The organism is Gemmiger sp. An120 (assembly GCF_002160955.1).
Classification (GTDB): Bacteria; Bacillota; Clostridia; order Oscillospirales; family Ruminococcaceae; genus Gemmiger_A; species Gemmiger_A avium.
In genome coordinates, this window is sequence record NZ_NFLN01000005.1 from 162,458 (window position 1) to 181,142 (window position 18,685).

General features: G+C 60.5%; 14 protein-coding genes and 1 pseudogene. 9 read left to right on the forward strand and 6 right to left on the reverse strand.

Annotation, left to right across the window (positions count from 1 at the left end; translation table 11 throughout):
• Position 1: 1 nt before the first annotated feature.
• The 4 genes from B5E65_RS06595 to B5E65_RS06605 form a co-directional block, all read right to left on the reverse strand.
• Positions 2–1,267, reverse strand: a complete 1,266-nt coding sequence (locus B5E65_RS06595) for an NAD(P)/FAD-dependent oxidoreductase (RefSeq protein WP_087170974.1) — start codon at positions 1,265–1,267, stop codon at positions 2–4.
• A complete protein-coding gene (locus B5E65_RS06600) occupies positions 1,260–2,708 on the reverse strand; it encodes an NAD(P)/FAD-dependent oxidoreductase (protein WP_087170975.1) in 1,449 nt (482 codons plus the stop codon). Before B5E65_RS06600 ends, B5E65_RS06595 begins: the two co-directional genes overlap by 8 nt.
• A gap of 16 nt (positions 2,709–2,724) precedes the next feature.
• Entirely contained in the window at positions 2,725–2,853 is a 129-nt protein-coding gene (locus B5E65_RS16705; protein ID WP_275532861.1) for a hypothetical protein, read from the reverse strand.
• Positions 2,854–2,930: 77 nt separating this feature from the next.
• Entirely contained in the window at positions 2,931–4,832 is a 1,902-nt protein-coding gene (locus B5E65_RS06605) for an alpha/beta hydrolase family protein (RefSeq protein ID WP_087170976.1), read from the reverse strand.
• 415 nt (positions 4,833–5,247) lie between these two features.
• Here B5E65_RS06605 and B5E65_RS06610 point away from each other — a divergent pair, with 415 nt between their 5' ends.
• From B5E65_RS06610 to yfcE, 7 genes and pseudogenes are all read left to right on the forward strand, one after another.
• A complete protein-coding gene (locus B5E65_RS06610; protein ID WP_087170977.1) occupies positions 5,248–5,820 on the forward strand; it encodes a glycerol-3-phosphate responsive antiterminator in 573 nt (190 codons plus the stop codon).
• Positions 5,821–5,885: 65 nt separating this feature from the next.
• Complete coding sequence (gene glpK / locus B5E65_RS06615) at positions 5,886–7,376, forward strand: glycerol kinase GlpK (RefSeq protein ID WP_087170978.1); 1,491 nt, start codon at positions 5,886–5,888, stop codon at positions 7,374–7,376.
• Between the two features lie 295 nt (positions 7,377–7,671).
• A complete protein-coding gene (locus B5E65_RS06620) occupies positions 7,672–8,103 on the forward strand; it encodes a MarR family winged helix-turn-helix transcriptional regulator (protein ID WP_087170979.1) in 432 nt (143 codons plus the stop codon).
• Positions 8,104–8,230: 127 nt separating this feature from the next.
• Positions 8,231–9,976, forward strand: a pseudogene (locus B5E65_RS06625) (ABC transporter ATP-binding protein).
• A complete protein-coding gene (locus tag B5E65_RS06630) occupies positions 9,969–11,885 on the forward strand; it encodes an ABC transporter ATP-binding protein (RefSeq protein ID WP_087170980.1) in 1,917 nt (638 codons plus the stop codon). The pseudogene B5E65_RS06625 and the gene B5E65_RS06630 overlap by 8 nt, the downstream one beginning before the upstream one ends.
• Before the next feature lie 190 nt (positions 11,886–12,075).
• Positions 12,076–13,716, forward strand: coding sequence for a PglD-related sugar-binding protein (locus tag B5E65_RS06635; protein ID WP_087170981.1), 1,641 nt, complete (start codon positions 12,076–12,078; stop codon positions 13,714–13,716).
• On the forward strand, positions 13,713–14,255 hold the full coding sequence (yfcE, locus tag B5E65_RS06640) for a phosphodiesterase (RefSeq protein WP_087170982.1): 543 nt from the start codon (positions 13,713–13,715) through the stop codon (positions 14,253–14,255). Before B5E65_RS06635 ends, yfcE begins: the two co-directional genes overlap by 4 nt.
• 58 nt (positions 14,256–14,313) lie before the next feature.
• Here yfcE and B5E65_RS06645 read toward each other — a convergent pair whose 3' ends face one another.
• Together B5E65_RS06645 and B5E65_RS06650 are read right to left on the reverse strand one after the other, a co-directional pair.
• A complete protein-coding gene (locus B5E65_RS06645) occupies positions 14,314–15,897 on the reverse strand; it encodes a sodium/proline symporter (RefSeq protein ID WP_206406285.1) in 1,584 nt (527 codons plus the stop codon).
• A gap of 88 nt (positions 15,898–15,985) precedes the next feature.
• Positions 15,986–17,350, reverse strand: a complete 1,365-nt coding sequence (locus tag B5E65_RS06650) for an MATE family efflux transporter (RefSeq protein WP_087170984.1) — start codon at positions 17,348–17,350, stop codon at positions 15,986–15,988.
• Positions 17,351–17,512: 162 nt separating this feature from the next.
• On the opposite strand from B5E65_RS06650, the gene B5E65_RS06655 reads away from it, so the two are divergent.
• Entirely contained in the window at positions 17,513–18,124 is a 612-nt protein-coding gene (locus B5E65_RS06655; protein ID WP_242957497.1) for a DUF6198 family protein, read from the forward strand.
• Positions 18,125–18,167: 43 nt separating this feature from the next.
• Entirely contained in the window at positions 18,168–18,488 is a 321-nt protein-coding gene (locus B5E65_RS06660; protein ID WP_087170986.1) for a putative heavy metal-binding protein, read from the forward strand.
• Positions 18,489–18,685: the final 197 nt, after the last annotated feature.

The following is an 18,685-nucleotide window of genomic DNA, read 5'->3' on the forward strand; positions in this document are numbered from 1 at the left end:
CTTACACCTCCCGAATGCTCAAAGTCAGCGGGCCCTGCGCCTGCTTCAGCAACTGGGGCGGCAGTGCCACCCGTTCCATCTCGCCGGGCGCCATATGCTCCCGTTTGAACCGGGCGATGGTCTTGCCCGCCGCGTCGGTGGCCAGAATCTCGGCCGCGTGGGTCACCCGGTTTACCCGGAAGAACACCTCCGCCGCTTTTGCCAGCGCTTCCACCCGCAGATGCTGGGGCACTGTGTAGCTTACCCCGTCACCGGCGGCCAGTTCCAGCACCGGTCCTTCCGCCTGGATGCCCTTTACGTAGGCGGCAGCTGCCGCACCCGCCCGCTCGCTCTCGGCGGACACATAGTCCACCAGATCGTGTACATGCACCACGTTGCCGCAGGCAAAGATGCCCGGCGCGCCGGTCTCCATGTTTTCATATACCACGGCACCGTTGGTGCGCCGGTCCATTCCAATGCCGGCCTGGCGGGTCAGTTCGTTTTCCGGGATCAGGCCCACACTCAGCAGCACCGTATCGCAGTCAAATACCATTTCCGTACCCGGTACCGGACGCCGGTCAGGGCCCACCTGGCTGACGGTGACCTGTTCCACCCGGTCGTGACCCTTGATGTCGGTGATGGTGTGGGACAGATACAGAGGAATGCCGAAGTCCTCCAGACACTGCACAATGTTCCGGGTCAGGCCGCCGGAGTAAGGCATCAGCTCCACGCAGGCCAGCACCTTGGCGCCCTCCAGGGTCATGCGGCGGGCCATGATCAGACCGATGTCACCGGAACCCAGGATTACCACCCGGCGGCCCACCATGTAGCCTTCCATATTCAGATACCGCTGGGCCGCGCCCGCAGTAAAGATGCCCGCGCCCCGCTCGCCCGGGATGCTGATGGCGCCCCGGGTGCGTTCCCGGCAGCCCATGGCCAGCACGATGGCCTTGGTTTCCAGCACCATATAGCCGTCTTTGCCGTTGATGGCGTGCACCTGATGGGGGGCACCGTCCTGTCCCGGCACGATCTGCAGTACCATCGAGTCCAGTTTGACCTCCACGCCGGTCTCCCGGAGCATCTTGATATAGCGCCCGGCGTATTCCGGGCCGGTCAGTTCTTCCTTGAACCGCTGCAGGCCAAAGCCGCTGTGGATGCACTGGTTCAGAATGCCGCCCAGCTCCTTGTCACGCTCCAGCACCAGAACGCGCTGCACCCCTTCGTCCCAGGCCTTGCAGGCCGCCGCCAGCCCGGCGGGGCCGCCGCCTACTACGATCAGATCATACATCGGCTTTTCCTCCCATCTTGGTCTTTTCGGTCAGGATATAGGTGCCCGCCTGATCCAGCAGCACGTCGGCCTGATCCAGCCCCAGCTCCCGGGCGATGATTTCCTGCACGCGGGGGCCGCAGAAGCCTCCCTGGCACCGGCCCATGCCCGCATTGCAGCGTCGCTTGACGCCATTGATGCTGTACGGCGGGATCGGGCTGTGCAGCGCGGCCACGATTTCACCCTCGGTGATGGTCTCGCACCGGCAGACTACCCGCCCGTAGCGGGGATCTTTCTGGATAAGGGCGTTCTTTTGCTCGGCACTCAGATTCTTGAATACAATGTGTTCCCGGCTGTCCACAAAATCCGGATCCGGCTCCAGCACCAGGCCCCGGTCGCTCAGCATGGCCGCGGCCAGTTTGGCAATGGCCGGTGCACTGGACAGGCCCGGGCTCTTGATGCCGGCCAGATCAATGAAGCCGGGATAGGTTTTGCTTTCTTCAATGATAAAGTCGCTGCGGGTGGTGTTGGCTCGCAGACCCGCAAAGTTGCGGATGTTCTGCCGCCAGTCCAGCCCGGGTACACTGCGGGCAGCCTTGGTACGCACATCGGCCATGCCGGCGGCGCTGTTGCCCAGATCCCGCCGGTCTTCCACGTTTTCCGCATTGGGGCCGCAGATCAGATTGCCGTGCACTGTGGGGGCCACCAGTACGCCCTTGCCCTCCGGCCCGGGGCACTGGAACACCACATGTCCCACCCGGCTGCCTTCGGCTTTGTCCAGCAGATAGTACTCGCCCCGGCTGGGCAGAGTGCGCCAGTCGGTGGGCTCCAGCAGATTGTGCACCCGATCGGCGTCCACACCGGCGGCGTTCAGCACAAATCGGGCGGCGAATTTGCCCTCCGGGGTCTGAATCTCAAACCCGCCGGGAACCGCTGTGATCCCGGTCACCGGGCAGCTGCGGTATAGTTCCACCCCGCCGCGCACTGCCGTTTCAGCCATGGCGATGGCAAAGCCCCAGGGATCGATCACCCCGGCGCTGGGCGCCAGCAGGGCACCGCAGACCTCTTCGCTCAGCTGCGGTTCCAGGGCGCGGGCCTCTTCGCCGGAAAGCAGACGCAGCCCGGGCACACCGTTCTGGCAGCCCCGGTCATACAGCGTTTGCAGGGTGGGCAGCTGTTCGGGGGTAAAGGCCACCACCAGCGACCCGACCCGCTTGAAGGGAACCTGCAGCTTTTCGCATATTTCGCCGGTAAGCCGGTTGCCCTCCACATTCAGCCGGGCCATCAGGGTGCCCGGTTCCGGATCGTAACCGGCGTGGATAATGGCGCTGTTGGCCTTGGTGGTACCGGCGGCAATATCGTTGGCCGCCTCCAGCACCGCCACCCGCAGCTTGTAGCGGGCCAGCTCGTAGGCCGTGGCCGCGCCTGTCACGCCGCAGCCGATGATGATGACGTCATACATACAGTAACCTCCCAAATCAGTGATAAACGGGCAGCAGGATCACGCGAAAAATAAAAAAGAGCAAAGCAAAACAAAGCCCGAAAAGGGCAATGTTCGCTTTGCTCTCAAACTCAACAAGCGATCTGTTTTGTACGATTTTTTCCATTATAGCACACCTCCCGGTATCCCGCAAGAGGGGCGCGGCAACCAATGGCTGCCGCGCCGGGAGGGAATGCAAAAACGTCAGATAAGGTAGGTCAGTGTGTTGGTGCAGGAGGCAACCGCCACGACAGTACCCATGATCAGACCACCCAGATAAGGGTTCTGTGTTGCTTTGTAGATCTTGCGGGAAACAAGAGCAGCAAGCGGGATATACACAATGATCGGGAACAGCCAAATACCGATGATCGGGCCGCCGAAATCATACGCTTCGGTAATGAGATAACCGGTGGCAAAGAAATACCCATACTGGATGATGCACATCACAATGGGGGCCAGGGCCACAGCGCCGCACTGGATGAGAGTGTTGACCCACTCGTGTTTGCCGATTTTGCAGTAGTTGAAGCTGTTGACCGAAACGGACAGCGCCACATAGTATACCAGATAGAAAAGCAGGAACTTCGCGGTAACGCCCAGCTTGGCAACTTCAAAAGCACGGATGGTAACGACCCACAGGCGGAAGTCAACCTGGAAGAAGTAGTCGGCCAGGAAAACCAGCCCATAAGCAGCCACAACAACCAAAAGCGCCAGCAGAATTGTTTTGCCCAGTTTGGCAAGAGGCATCTTAACGCCGCGTTCGGTCAGGTCCAGGCCATGTTTTTTATTGTATACATTGTAGGACACAGCCATTACCAGAATGGTGAACAGGCCGCACAGCAGAGTCCATACGGCGATATAGAAGGTGGCGGGCTGATTGAAGAAAGCGGGCCGGTTGCTGTTGCACCACCGATACAGGGCCGGATAAGTAATGAATGCAAATACAGCGCCAGCGGCCAAACCGCCCCAGAACCAGCCATTGCCAGCTCCGGTGGGGGTAGGCAGCATCGTGGCTGCGCCGTCTTTGGCTTTCAGGGAAGCAAAGAAGGGAGCGCGCAGCATAACGATGGCGAAGTTTACGATGAACATGAAGAAGCCAATCAGGCCTACCAGGTTGAACACGGCCTTGATCTGCCAGATCTGGTTGCCAGAATCCAGTTTGATGGGGGCGTCAAGAGCGGCGTCGAAGAACTCCACGCTGGAGGCGACTACGCTCTTGGAGAAGTGTGCCCAGGGATGGATGATTTCCGGATCATAAATTACACGGATGGCCTCCTGGCCGTCGATTTCCTGTGTATACATGGTATAGCTGGAGCGTTCGGGCTGGCCGGTAGGATCTGTGCCGAAATACAGGAAAGATTGGGCAGTAGCCTGGTGAATATAATCGCGGGGGGAAGAATAGCTGCCGTCTTCCAGCCCGGCGCCATGCATGAATTCATCGTATTTGCAGGCTACAACACCAGCGTCACGGCTGCCGAACATGTTGAAATAGGTGTCATCCGCCGTCACATAGATACGGCGCTTGCCGGTGCCGCCGATCATGGTGTTTTCTTCCGTATAGATGGGATCATTGGAAACCAGCAGGCAGGCGGCAATCAGCTGGGTTTCCGCTTCGTTGTCCAGGAATACCGCTTCGCGGGAAGCCTGCGCACCGTTGGAATGGCCGGTCACGCCGATGCGGCTGGCATCCACATAGGGCAGATCTGCCAGAAGTTTGACCGCGTCGTACATGCCGTTGGCGTTGTGCTCAGGATTCCACCAGGTGTTTTCCGCTACATCGTCCGAGTCGCCATGACCATACATATTAATGGACATAGTGACGAAGCCGCGGCGGGCGTATTCGATGTAGTTCAGATCCTGCATTTCCTTGTTGTTGTACCAGCCATGGCTGCATACAATAGCAGGAGCCGGGGTTTCAGCGGTTGCATTTTCCGGAATCAGCAGCAGGGCGTTGAGTTTTACACCGGACTCTGTCTCCCAGGAAATTTCCTTGACGGTGATGGAACCGAAACCGCTTTGCACAAAACTGGCGCCGACGGCGCTTATCAGGCAAAGTACCAGGGCGATACACAACCAGAATACCGCAGTGCGTTTTTTGCGACTTTTCATGTTTCTCCTCCCGTGTTTGTGATGAATTGCGTTCCTCTCCCGATAGATGCAGCCATGCCCTGCGCACTGACATGGCTGCATCTTTATGCGCCGAACATGAAAAAAGACGCAAAGGCACATATCGAATTGCCTTCACGCCCGCTTTCGCATCTCCGGAGCATTTTGTTGTTTTCATACTACCATCTTGCCCAGTTTCGCGTCAATAGGCAAAAGTAAATTTGTAAAATGTGTGCATAATCTGGCGTTTTGTTTGTCGAAAAAGCTGTTTTTCTGTTCAGCTGCTTTACTTTTTGTGGCGAATCTGCCATAATACTCTTGTCCGGTAGAGTGTGGGAGCGGGGCGAGCTGCGGTTCGCCCCGCTCTTTTCAACTGTTTATTTTTTATCAATCTTGCGCCGGACAGGGAGTGTGGAACGTGGAGGATATCCAATCCAAGAAACAGCGTCTGCTGGACTGCCCGGTGATTGCGGCGGTCAAGGACGAAGCAGGCCTGCAGCAGGCGCTGCAGAGCGAATGCGAAGTGATCTTTCTGCTGTTCGGTACAGTGCTCAGCGTGGCGGGCCTGGTGCAGCAGGTTCAGGCGGCCGGAAAACTGGCCATCGTGCATATTGATCTGGTGGACGGCCTCAGCCAGCGGGAGGTAGCGGTGGATGGTCTGGCACGGATGTGCGCGCCGGACGGCATCATTTCCACCAAACCCACGCTGGTGCGCCGGGCGCGCCATCTGGGGCTGCTCACGGTACAGCGGGCGTTTATCCTGGATTCACTGGCGCTGTCCAACCTGCCTGCCCAGCTGGGTGTGGGCAAACCGGATTTTATTGAGATTTTGCCCGGCATTATGCCGCGGGTGATCGCGGAAATCACCCAGACTACCTCCACACCGGTGATTGCCGGCGGCCTGATTAAATACAAAGAAGAGGTTATGGCGGCCATGCGTGCGGGAGCGGCGGCGGTGTCCACCACCTGCCCGGCGGTCTGGGCTATGTAAATGTTGATTCAGCGCCCGGCGCGGCGCATATCCTTGCCATCTATAATTAAAGGAGGCGTTCCACCGTGAAAAAATATGTGATCGCCCTGGATCAGGGAACCACCAGCAGCCGCTGCATTCTGTTTGACGAGCATCAGAACATTGTGCAGATGGCCCAGAAAGAGTTCACCCAGCACTATCCCCACCCCGGTTGGGTGGAGCACGACCCGATGGAAATCTACTCCAGCCAGTATGGCGTGCTGATGGAGGTGCTGGCCCAGAGCGGGGTGGCGCCGGAGGAGATCGCCGGTATCGGCATCACCAACCAGCGTGAAACGGCCATTGTGTGGGACAAGGAGAGCGGCCGCCCGGTATACAATGCGATTGTGTGGCAGTGCCGCCGTACCGCTGCCCTTTGTGAGGAACTGAAGGCGGATACGGAATTTACCAACTATGTAAAGGAGCGTACCGGCCTGCTGGTGGACGCCTACTTCTCCGGCACCAAGATCCAGTGGATTCTGGACAATGTGCCCGGCGCCCGGGAAAAGGCCGAGGCGGGACAGCTGCTGTTTGGCACAGTGGATACCTGGCTGATCTGGAAGCTGACCGGCGGCGCGGTGCATGTGACCGACTACACCAACGCCAGCCGCACCATGCTGTACAACATCCGGGACCTGTGCTGGGACGAGACCATCTGCCGCCGGCTGAACATTCCGATGAGCATGCTGCCCTCGGTGCGGGGGTGCAGCCAGGTCTACGGCTATGTGAACATCCAGGGCGTGGAGGTGCCCATCGCGGGCATTGCGGGTGACCAGCAGGCTGCGCTGTTCGGCCAGACCTGCTTTGAACCCGGCGAGGCCAAGAATACATACGGAACCGGCTGCTTCTTGCTGATGAACACCGGCGACACCATGTATCAGAGCAAAAACGGACTGCTTACCACCATTGCCATCGGCATTGACGGCAAGGTGCAGTACGCGCTGGAAGGCAGCGTCTTTGTGGGCGGTGCAGTGGTGCAGTGGCTGCGGGACGAGCTGCACCTCATCACGGAAGCCTCCGATACAGAATACTTTGCCAAGAAGGTCAAGGACAGTGCCGGTGTTTATGTGGTGCCCGCCTTTACCGGTCTGGGTGCGCCTCATTGGGATATGTACGCCCGGGGCGCGATCCTGGGCCTGACCCGGGGCGCGGGCCGCAACCACATCATCCGGGCCAGCCTGGAGGCCATTGCCTACCAGACCGGCGACGTGCTGCAGGCCATGGAAGAGGATACCGGGATTCGCCTGCGGGAACTGCGGGTGGATGGCGGCGCATCCGCCAACAACTTCCTGATGCAGTTCCAGGCGGACATTGTGGGCCGTACCATCCGCCGGCCCATGATCCGGGAGACCACGGCTCTGGGTGCGGCCTATCTGGCCGGCCTTGCTACCGGCGTGTGGAGCAGCCTGGACGATATCCGCGCCCAGTGGACGCTGGATAAACTCTACGAGCCTGCCATGCCCGAAGAGCAGCGGCAGCGCCTGCAGGCCGGCTGGCAGAAAGCCGTGCAGCGCGCCAAGGACTGGGCAGAGGACTGATACCCTGCATACTCGAATTTTCGCAAATAATTGAGAGGGGGCCGCAAGGCCCTCTCTTTTTGTCTTGTTCCGCTTGGTTTTCAGCGGAAAAACACCGGATTCGGAGCGGCTTGTATAAAATACAGAGAAGAAATCTGTGGAAAGCGCTGGAATTTGTGCGGCAAAACAAATCGGGAAAAAATGATTGACATTTATAACATGTTCGCTATAATTGTTCTATGGCGAACTGTTTGACAGGAAACAATATTGTGCCGAAGAAAACTCCGGCACACGTACAGAGAGGCAGGACAAAGAGATGGAAAAAATTCTCGGCATTCAGCTGATCCGGATTTCCACCATGATCCGCCGGGAGCTGGACAACCAGGCCGACGGGAAAATGCTGCACAAAGCCACCGGAGGAAACGGGTGGATCATGAAATATCTGGCCCGCAACGAGGACCACGATGTGTACCAGAAGGATATCGAAGAGCATTTCTCTGTTACCCGGTCCACCGTGTCCAAGGTGGTCAAACTTATGGAAGAAAAAGGGCTGATCCAGCGGCTTCCGGTGCCGGGAGACGCGCGGCTGAAAAAGCTGGTACTTACCGAGCAGGGGCGGGCGGTGCACCAGATGGCAGACGCGAACATGGTTCGCATGGAAGCCCGGCTTGCCAAGGGATTCTCCGACGAGGAACTGGAGCAGCTGTTTGACTTTCTGCAGCGCCTGCAGGAAAACCTGAAGGAATGACCGGTCTGCCCTGCGGGGCATATCGGCATAAGCAGATTGTTTGATCTACAACATTGTTTCCGACGGAAACAGTTCGACCTGAAAGACCCGGCTGCGGCCGGTCCGTATGAAAAGGAGGATTCGACATATGATCAAAAAGCTTGCCGCCTCCATCCGACAGTACAAAAAAGTATCCGCGCTGGCAATGCTTTTTACCGTATTGGAGGTGGGGCTGGACATTCTGATCCCCCGCGTCATGGCGGACCTGATCGATAAAGGCATCGACTAGGGCAACATGAACGTGGTGCTGGGATACGGTGCGGTGCTGCTGCTCAGTGCGGTGCTGGCGCTGACCTTCGGTGCGCTGGGCGGCCGGTACGCGGCCCGGGCGGCCTGCGGCTTTGCCCGCAACCTGCGCCAGGATATGTATTACCGGGTACAGGATTTTTCCTTCTCCAACATTGACCGGTTCTCCACGGCCAGCATTGTAACCCGTCTGACCACCGACGTGACCAACGTGCAGATGGCCTATCAGATGATCGTACGTCTGGCCATCCGCTGCCCGGTTCTGCTGGTGGTGGCCATGATCGTCTCCTTCAGCATCCACCGGGAGCTGTCCCTGATCTTCCTGGGGGCCGCGCCGCTGCTGTTCATCGGCCTGTACATTATTATGCGCCGTACCCATCCGGTCTTTGAGCGGGTGTTCCGCACCTACGATAAGCTGAACCAGGTGGTGCAGGAAAACCTGCGGGGCATCCGGGTGGTCAAGTCCTTTACCCGGGAGGATTTTGAGAACAAAAAGTTCGACGACATCTCCCAGAGCATTTACAAGGACTTCTCCAAGGCCGAGAAGACCCTGGCGTTCAACATGCCTTTGATGCAGGCTGCCATGTACACCTGCACCCTGCTGCTGTGCTGGCTGGGCGCGCGGATTATCGTTCTGTCCGGCGGCACCGAGCTCACCACCGGCCTGCTCATGAGCCTGTTCAACTATTCGCTGCAGATTCTGATGAGCCTGATGGCCCTGTCCATGGTGCTGGTGATGATCACCATCTCCCGGGCCTCTGCCGAGCGTATCGTGGAAGTCCTCACCGAAGAGAGCGACCTGAAAAACGGCCCCAACCCGGTGGAGACGGTCAAGGACGGCTCCATCGACTTTGACGATGTGACCTTCTCCTATGCCCGCAAAGCGGAACACCCCGTGCTGGACCATGTGAACCTGCATATTGCCTCCGGCCAGACGGTGGGTATCCTGGGCGGCACCGGCTCTTCCAAGTCCAGCCTGGTGCAGCTGATCCCCCGTCTGTATGACGTGACCGGCGGCAGCGTCAAGGTAGGCGGCGTGGACGTGCGCGATTACGACCTGGAGACCCTGCGCAACCAGGTAGCCATGGTGCTGCAGAAGAACGTTCTGTTCTCCGGCACCATCAAGGATAACCTGCGCTGGGGCGACGAACACGCCACCGACGAGCAGATGCTCCACGCCTGCCAGCTGGCCTGCGCGGATGAGTTTATCCAACAGATGCCCGACGGCTACGATACCTACATCGAGCAGGGCGGTTCCAACGTGTCCGGCGGCCAGAAGCAGCGGCTGTGTATTGCCCGCGCGCTGCTGAAAAAGCCCAAGATCCTGATTCTGGACGACTCCACCAGCGCCGTGGATACCGAGACCGATGCCCGTATCCGCCGTGCTTTTGCCCAGGAGATCCCCGATACCACCAAGATCATCATTGCGCAGCGCGTGTCCTCCATTCAGGACGCGGACCAGATCATCGTGCTGGATGCGGGCCGCATTGTGGGCCTGGGCAACCATGCGCAGCTGCTGCAGACCTGTGCTATCTATCGGGAGGCCTATGAATCCCAGAACAAGAAAGGAGAGGATCAGAATGCGTGAATCCGGCAATAAGCCCGAGGCGCCCCTGATGCGCTTCAAGCCCGGCACCATCCGCCGCCTGCTGGGCTATATGTCCCAGTACCGGGTGCAGCTGGTGCTGGTGGTCATCTGCATCCTGGTCAGCGCCTTTGCCAACGCGGCTTCGGCCCTGTTCCTGCAGCGGCTGATCGATGACTACATTTCCCCGCTTCTGCTGGAAAGCAACCCGGTCTTTACCGGCCTGGCCAAGGCCATCACCGGCATGGCCTTTGTGTATATCGCGGGCGTACTCTGCACCCTGTTCTACAACCGTCTGATGGCGGTGGTGGCGCAGGGAACCCTGAAACGCATCCGTGACGAGATGTTCAACCACATGCAGACCCTGCCCATCTCTTATTTTGATACCCACACCCACGGCGACGTGATGAGCTATTACACCAACGATACCGATACCCTTCGTCAGATGATCAGCCAGAGCATGCCGCAGCTGTTCTCCAGCTGTGTGACGATCATAGCGGTGTTCTTCTCGATGCTCTACCTGAGCGTGCCCCTGACCCTGTTTGTGGTGCTGTTCGCGGTGTTCCTGCTGTGGGTGGTGCGGTACATCGCCGGCCACAGCGGCCGCTTCTTCGTGCAGCAGCAGCAGACCCTGGGCGAGGTAAACGGCTATATTGAGGAAATGATCAACGGCCAGAAGGTGGTCAAGGTGTTCTGCCACGAGCAGAAAGCCCGGGAAGCCTTCGACTTCCACAACGATCGCCTGTGCGAGGCGTCCACCAACGCCAACATGATGGGCAACGTCATCATGCCGGTGGTGGCCAGCCTGGGCTACGTGCTGTATGTGCTGCTGGCGGTGGTCGGCGGCGCCATGGCCATTATCGGGGTGGGCAACATCGGCCTGGCCGGGGTCAGCACCCTGACCCTGGGCACCATCGCCTCCTTCCTGACCATGTCCCGCAGCTTCGTCAACCCGATTGCCCAGGTCAGCCAGCAGTTCAACAACGTGATCATGGCGCTGGCGGGCGCATCCCGTATCTTTGAGCTGATGGATGAGCCCAGCGAGGAAGACCACGGCTATGTGACCCTGGTCAACGCCCGCTACAACCAGGACGGCGAGCTGGAAGAGACCGAGGAATCCACCGGCATGTGGGCCTGGAAACATCCCCATCACGACGGCACCGTGACCTACACCAAGCTGCAGGGCAACGTGGTGTTCGACCATGTGGACTTTGCCTATACCCCCGACAAGCCCATCCTGCACGACATCTGCATGTATGCGGAGCCGGGCCAGAAGCTGGCCTTTGTGGGCGCTACCGGCGCGGGCAAGACCACCATCACCAACCTGATCAACCGGTTCTACGACATTGCGGACGGCAAGATCCGCTACGACGGCATCAACATCAACAAGATCAAAAAAGCCGACCTGCGCCGTTCCCTGGGCGTGGTGCTGCAGGACGTGAACCTGTTCACCGGCACCGTCATGGAGAACATCCGCTACGGCCGCCTGAACGCCACCGACGAGGAATGTATCGCCGCCGCCAAGCTGGCCAACGCCGACAGCTTTATCCGCATGCTGCCGGGCGGCTACCAGACGGTGCTGGAAGGGGACGGCAGCGGCCTGTCCCAGGGGCAGCGGCAGCTGCTCAGCATCGCCCGGGCGGCGGTGGCTGATCCGCCGGTCATGATCCTGGACGAGGCCACCTCCTCCATCGATACCCGCACCGAGGCCATTGTGCAGGCCGGTATGGATGCGCTGATGTACGGCCGCACCGTATTTGTCATCGCGCACCGGCTGTCCACCGTGCAGAACTCGGACGTGATCATGGTGCTGGAGCATGGCCGCATCATCGAGCGCGGCAGCCACGACAAGCTGATTGCCGAAAAAGGCAAGTACTATCAGCTGTATACCGGCGCGTTCGAACTGGAATAAGCGCTGTATACCAGGGTCGTGTCCCTTTCCGGGGCGCGGCCCTTTTTTCTTTGCACAGCCTGCTCCGAAACCGGCCATACCATCCGTAACCGGCCGGTTCACCTTGCCCGCCGGGCGGTTTTATGCTACACTGATACCACAAGGCCGCCCCCGTGCGGGGCGGCACAATTTTTACAGGGAGGGCATCTTCATGTCCAATCTTCTGATTCTGGGGGCCGGCGGCTTTGGCCAGATGGTGGCCGAGACGGCGCAGCTTACCGGCCAGTATGAAAAAATCGCCTTTCTGGACGATGCGTCCAAGGACAGCCGGGTCATCGGCAAATGTGTGGATTACGAGGCCTGCTTGCCGGAGTATTCCCAGGCGGTGGCCGCGTTCGGCAATAACAAAATGCGTCTGCATTGGGTGGACAAGCTGCTCGAGGCGGGTTTTGCCGTGCCGCCGCTGGTGCATCCCAGCGCGGTGGTCAGCCCCTCGGCGGTGCTGGAACCCGGGTGCTTTGTGATGCAGCGGGCGGTGGTGAACACCCACACGGTGATCGAAAAAGGCTGCCTGATCAACGCGGGCGCCATCGTGGATCACGACAGCCGGGTAGGGGCCGGGGCCCATATCTGCCTGGGCAGCGTGGTCAAGGCCAACTGCACCATTGAACCGCTGGTCAAGGTGGAGGCGGGCCAGGTGATCTTCTCCACCCGCCGAAAGATCGACGGGGTGGACAGCCTGGAACTGGAGGATGCGCTCTACGCCTTCGGCTTCGGCAACCAGTGCAGCTACGTGCGGCCTTTTGGCGCCGGGCACATCAACGAGACCTACGCGGTCTACGTGCCGGACGGCCAGGGCGGCGACGTGCTGGCCTATGTGATGCAGCGGGTGAACACCAACGTGTTCAAGCAGCCCCGGCAGGTCATGGAGAATATCTTCGGTGTGACCGAGTATCTGCGCCGCCAGATCCGCGAGGCGGGCGGCGACCCGGACCGGGAGACCCTGAGCTACATCAAGACCAAATCCGGCGAGCCCTATTTTGAGGACGGCAAGGGTCAGCCCTGGCGCTGCTACAACTTCATCCCGGATTCGGTCTGCTACCAGAGCGTGGAGGACCCGGAGCAGTTCTACCAGTCCGCCCGCAGCTTCGGCCATTTCCTCTGTCAGCTGGGCGGCTATCCCGCCGACACCCTGTACGAGACCATTCCCAACTTCCACAATACCGAGAGCCGCCTGGCCGACTTTGAACAGGCGGTGCGCCGGGATGTGAAAAACCGGGCCCGCACCTGCAAAAAGGAGATCCAGTTCGTGATGGCCCGCAAGGCGGACTGCAGCGTGCTGATGGAACTGCTGCGCCAGGGAAAGCTGCCGCTGCGGGTGACCCACAACGACACCAAGCTGAACAACATCCTGTTTGATGAAAAGACCGGCAAGGGCCTGTGCATCATCGACCTGGACACCATCATGCCCGGCCTGGCGCTGAGCGATTTCGGGGATTCCATCCGGTTCGGTGCGTCCACCGGCGCGGAGGATGAAAAGGACCTGACCAAGGTACACTTCGATCTGAATCTGTTCGAGCTGTACACCAAGGGCTATCTGGAAACCGCCGGCCCGGTGCTGACCGATACCGAAAAGGAGTATCTGCCCTGGGGCGCGCGGCTGCTGACGCTGGAATGCGGCATCCGCTTCCTGACCGATTATCTGCGGGGAGACGAATACTTCAAGACCCAGTATGCCACCCACAACCTGGTGCGGGCCCGCACCCAGTTCCGCCTGGTGGATGAGATGGAGCAGCATTTTGATGAGATGAAGGCCATTGTGGCCCGCTACAGCCAGGAGGAAAACGCATGAAACTGCTGATCGCGTCGGACATTCACGGCTCGGCCGCCTGCTGCCGGCAGCTGATGGCCCGGATTGAGGAGTTTGCCCCTGACCGCATCCTGTTGCTGGGAGATCTGCTCTACCACGGCCCCCGCAACGACCTGCCCGAGGAATACGCCCCCAAGCAGGTGATCCCCATGCTGAACAGTCTGAAAGACCGGATCACCGCCGTGCGGGGCAACTGTGAGGCGGAGGTGGACCAGATGGTGCTGGAGTTCCCCGTGATGGCGGACTACGCCAATATCCTGTTCCCGGACGGGCGGGTTCTGTTTGCCACCCACGGCCACCACTTTGACCCGGACCACCTGCCCCCGCTGGCGGCGGGCAGCGCCTTTGCGTTCGGCCATGTGCATGTCAAGCATCTGGAGCGCAAAGGGGATATCCTGATCCTGAATCCGGGCAGCGTGTCCATCCCGAAGGACGGCACCCACAGCTATATGACCTTTGAGGACGGGGTGTTCACCACCCGGCGGCTTTCCAGCGAAGCGCTGGACAGCCTGGCCTGGTAAAACCACATACAAAAAACGGTCTGACGCCGCGCGGCGCCAGACCGTTTTTCTATGTAACTCAGATGTTGTTGCGGGCGTTTTCCCGGGCCAGCTTGAACTCGGCCAGCACGTCGGCGGGGGGCTCCTTGTCCAGCAGGGAGACCACCACGATCACCACCAGGCTCAGCAGGAAGGCCGGCAGCAGCTCGTAGATGCCGAAGATGCCGCCCAGAGGCTTGATGGCCAGCTTCCACACAAAGACGCTCACCGCGCCGGTGACCATGCCGGCAATCGCGCCCGCCCAGGTGGTGCGCTTCCAGAACAGGCTGGTGAGCATGATCGGCCCGAAGGTGGCGCCAAAGCCCGCCCAGGCAAAGGCCACCAGGGTGAAGATAACGCTGTTTTCATCCAGCGCAATCACCACACCCACCGCCGAGATCACCAGCAGCATGATGCGGCTGACCCACAGCACCTTCTTGTCGCTGGCGTCCTTTTTCAGCACACCCTGGTAGATGTTCTTGGCAAAGGCCGAGGCCGCGATCAGCAGGTAGGAGTCGGAAGAGGAGATGGTGGCGGCCAGAATACCGGCCATCACCACGCCCGCCAGCAGCGGGGGCAGCAGGTTGGTGCTCAGCACGATGAAGATGTTCTCCGCGTCGCTGGCGGTGAGCAGGGCGATGGGGTACAGGGTACGGCCCGCCAGGCCGATCAGCACCGCGCAGCCCAGGCTGATCACGCACCAGATGGTGGCGATCCGGCGGGACTTGGTCAGCTCGCTGGTTTTGCGGATGGCCATGAACCGCAAAAGAACCTGGGGCACGCCGAAGTAGCCAAGCCCCCAGGACAGGGTGCTCAGAATGGTGAGCAGCCCGTAGGAACCCGCCTCACCAAACTGGGGCGCACCGCTTGCCACCTGCTGAACGCCGTCGGTCACCACCGGCTGGGCGATGCCGAAGAAATCCAGAAAGCCCGGAATGGAGGACACATTCTGCAGTACCGCGTCCAGTCCGCCGGCCGCGGCCACGCCGGTGCCCAGGATCAGCGCCAGCGCCAGGATCATCACCACAGCCTGCATGAAATCGGAGGCGCTTTCCGCCAGAAAACCGCCCACCACCGTGTAGAAGATCACGAACACCGCCCCGGCGATCATCATGCTCTGGTAGGAGAAGCCGAACAGGGTGCTGAACAGCTTGCCGCAGGTCACAAAACAGCTGGCGGCGTACACCGTGAAGAACACCAGGATGAATACCGCCGAGATGGTCAGCAGCACCTTTTTCTTCTCCTTGAAGCGGGCGGAGAAGAACTCCGGAATGGTGATGGCGTCCCCCGCCACCACCGAGTAGCAGCGCAGCCGCCGGGCCACCAGCAGCCAGTTCAGGTAGGTGCCTACCGCCAGGCCGATGGCGGTCCAGGCCGCGTCGGACACGCCGCACCAGTAGGCCACGCCGGGCAGACCCATCAGCAGCCAGCCGCTCATGTCCGAGGCCTCGGCGCTCATGGCCGCAATCCAGGGCCCCAGGCTTCGTCCGCCGAGAAAATAGTTCTCGGTGCTCTGGTTGGCGCGGCGGGCAAAAAACAGCCCGATGCCCACCACGCAGGCCATGTAGCAGCACATGGCGATCAAGGTTTTCAAGGTATTCCCATCCACTACAAATCCCTCCATTGCGCGCGCTGCCGTGAACGCGCGAACCGTATATGGCTTATTGTAGCGGATTTCAGCCACAATAGAAAACTTTTTTTCTCTAAATCGTTCAAGTGCCCGCGCGGGGGGCCCGATCCGGAATGCGCCGCTGGAACCAGGCAAAGGCAATCACCAGCAGAATCCCCTTGCCGATGCTGCTCAGCGAGATGCTCCACCATACGCCGTTCAGCCCCAGGGCGGTGCTGCTCAGCGCCAGTGCCAGCGGGATACGGGCGGCGGTGAGAACGGTGCTTACCAGGCTGGGGATCAGGGTGCTGCCAAAGCCCGCAAAGGCCCCGGCCACCAGGATCTCCCAGCACATGAACAGCTCGGAAAAGCCCAGAATCACCAGATAACTCTGGCCCATTGTCTGCACAGCGGACTCATGGATGAACAGCGAAAAGATCGGCCGGGCCAGCCCGATCAGCAGCCCGGTGCACAAAAGGCCCCACAGGGTCATCAGCCGCATGGCCACCCGGTAGCCCTGCCGGGCACGCAGGGTATTGCCCGCCCCGTAGTTCTGGCCGATGAAACTGTTCAGCGCCATGGCAAAACCGTCCGCCACCATCCAGCTGATGGATTCCACCTGGCTGCCCACCTTCTGCACCGCCACGGCATCGTCGCCCCAGCTGGCCACCAGCCGGCTGATCACCATGGCGATCAGCGGGAACAGCGCATTCTGCACCGTGGCCGGTGCACCGATGCGGCACAGCCGGCCCAGCAGCTGCCGGTCGGGCTTCTGGCGCAGATGCACATACCGGAACAGGCTCTCGTCGTTCCGGGCATAGGCCAGCAGAAACACAAACACCACCGCCTGGGCCAGCACGGTGGCCGCGGCCGCGCCGCCCACGCCCCAGGCAGGCAGCGGCCCCCAACCGAAGATCAGCGCCGGGTCCAGAATAAAGTTGATGCCCAGCCCGGCACACATGGCCGCAAAAGGGGTGCGGCTGTTGCCGGTGGCGGTGATCAGGGCGGTGAGCAGCGGGTTCAGAAAGGTGAACACCATGCCCAGCCCCACGATCACCAGATAGGTGCGCCCCTGGGCGATTACGTCCGCCCCGTTCAGCCCCAGCAGACGGATCAGCGGGCCGTTCAGCCCCACCGTCACCAGGGTGGTCAGAACCGCCAGCGTGCTGCCCAGGCGGATGGCCTCCGCCGCGCAGCGCCCGGCCAGGGGACGGTCGCCCGCGCCCAGATTCTGGGCCACCAGCACCTGGCCGCCCATCCGGGCCAGCACCACCAGGCCGTTGGCCAGCCATACGTACATACCGGCGGCACCCACCGCCGCCACTGCCCCGGCGCCGATCCAGCCGATCCAGAGCATATCCACCAGATTGTAGGCCATCTGGATCAGCTGCGAACCCATGATCGGGGCCGCCAGCCGGGTAAGGGTACCGGGAATGCTGCCCTCCAGCAGCTCCACCTGCCGTGCCATGTGTGATTCCTCCTGTTTTGCCGCAGATTCTCCGCACCGCTGCCGGGTGCGGGCATATCATGTAAATATACCATACCTTGACACACCGGGCAAGCCCCGGGCGGGGGCTTGCCCGGCATGCGGGGGATATGCTACAATATCGGTAAGAAAGGATGTGTTAGTTTGATTACCCGGCTGAGGCCGAAAAATTGTGCGGTTGCCCTGCTTGGCAGTGCGATCCTTGCATTCGGCCTGTATAATGTTCATTCCCTTTCCGGCGTCACCGAAGGCGGTGTGCTGGGCCTCACCCTGCTGCTGGAGTACTGGTTCGGGCTTTCGCCCGCCGTCAGCGGCCTGGTGATGAACCTTGCCTGCTATCTGCTGGGCTGGCGGCTGCTGGGCCGCCGCTTTATCCTGTATTCAGCGGTGGCAGGCGGCGGATTTTCGCTGTTCTACGCCCTGTTTGAACAGTTCGACCCCCTCTGGCCCCAGCTGGCGGAGATGCCCATCGCGGCGGCGGTGGCGGGTGCTTTGTTCGTGGGCGTAGGCGTGGGCCTGGCAGTCCGGGCCGGCGGCGCCCCCAGCGGCGACGATGCGCTGGCCATGGCCACCTCCAAGGTGACCGGCGTTCCGCTGCAATGGGCCTACCTGTTGTTTGATCTGCTGGTACTGGGGCTGTCGGTCAGCTACATTCCGCTGAGCCGTATCGGCTATTCACTGCTCACGGTGCTGATCTCCGGGCAGCTGATCGGCTGGGTGCAGCGGGTGCGTCTGCCCCGGCGTGTGCGGGAATGAACCGGCCATGCATCCGACCACTGACCTGCAAGGAGGTACAACCATGATCGTTACCACGACCCCCGGGGTGGAGGGCCATCCCATTCAGGAGTATAAAGGTGTTGTGTTCGGCGAGGTCATCGCCGGTGTCAACTTCGTCAAGGACGTGATGGCTGGTTTCAGCAACTTTTTCGGCGGCCGTTCCGGTACCTATGAGGAGGAGCTGATCCAGGCCCGGGAAGCCGCGCTGGAAGAGATGAAGCAGCGCGCCGCCGCTCTGGGCGCCAACGCCGTGGTGGCGGTGGATGTGGACTATGAGGTGCTGGGCAGCGACAACGGCATGCTCATGGTCAGCGCTTCCGGTACCGCCGTGGTTATTGCATAACGCGCAGCATATAATCATAACCCCACGTTGAACGTGGGGTTTGCAAAACGGCCCCATAGGGGCCACAATACCAGCGGTGCCTAAAGGCGCATAATGAGTGACGCCAACCGCACTTGGCGTCACTTTTTACTTTGCGGCACTATCTGCAGGCACTTCTGGCGAATCGTCGTCATCGAGATCTGCATTCTTGAAGGGAT

Bases quoted from the DNA above. Each gene is read 5' to 3' on its own strand.
- B5E65_RS06660 (WP_087170986.1), top strand. From the start codon at position 18,168: ATGATCGTTACCACGACCCCCGGGGTGGAGGGCCATCCCATTCAGGAG.
- B5E65_RS06635 (WP_087170981.1), top strand. From the start codon at position 12,076: ATGTCCAATCTTCTGATTCTGGGGGCCGGCGGCTTTGGCCAGATGGTG.
- B5E65_RS06600 (WP_087170975.1), bottom strand. From the start codon at position 2,708: ATGTATGACGTCATCATCATCGGCTGCGGCGTGACAGGCGCGGCCACG.
- B5E65_RS06650 (WP_087170984.1), bottom strand. From the start codon at position 17,350: ATGGCACGGCAGGTGGAGCTGCTGGAGGGCAGCATTCCCGGTACCCTT.
- B5E65_RS06645 (WP_206406285.1), bottom strand. From the start codon at position 15,897: ATGGAGGGATTTGTAGTGGATGGGAATACCTTGAAAACCTTGATCGCC.
- B5E65_RS16705 (WP_275532861.1), bottom strand. From the start codon at position 2,853: ATGGAAAAAATCGTACAAAACAGATCGCTTGTTGAGTTTGAGAGCAAA.
- B5E65_RS06595 (WP_087170974.1), bottom strand. From the start codon at position 1,267: ATGTATGATCTGATCGTAGTAGGCGGCGGCCCCGCCGGGCTGGCGGCG.
- B5E65_RS06605 (WP_087170976.1), bottom strand. From the start codon at position 4,832: ATGAAAAGTCGCAAAAAACGCACTGCGGTATTCTGGTTGTGTATCGCC.
- B5E65_RS06620 (WP_087170979.1), top strand. From the start codon at position 7,672: ATGGAAAAAATTCTCGGCATTCAGCTGATCCGGATTTCCACCATGATC.
- yfcE (WP_087170982.1), top strand. From the start codon at position 13,713: ATGAAACTGCTGATCGCGTCGGACATTCACGGCTCGGCCGCCTGCTGC.
- B5E65_RS06630 (WP_087170980.1), top strand. From the start codon at position 9,969: ATGCGTGAATCCGGCAATAAGCCCGAGGCGCCCCTGATGCGCTTCAAG.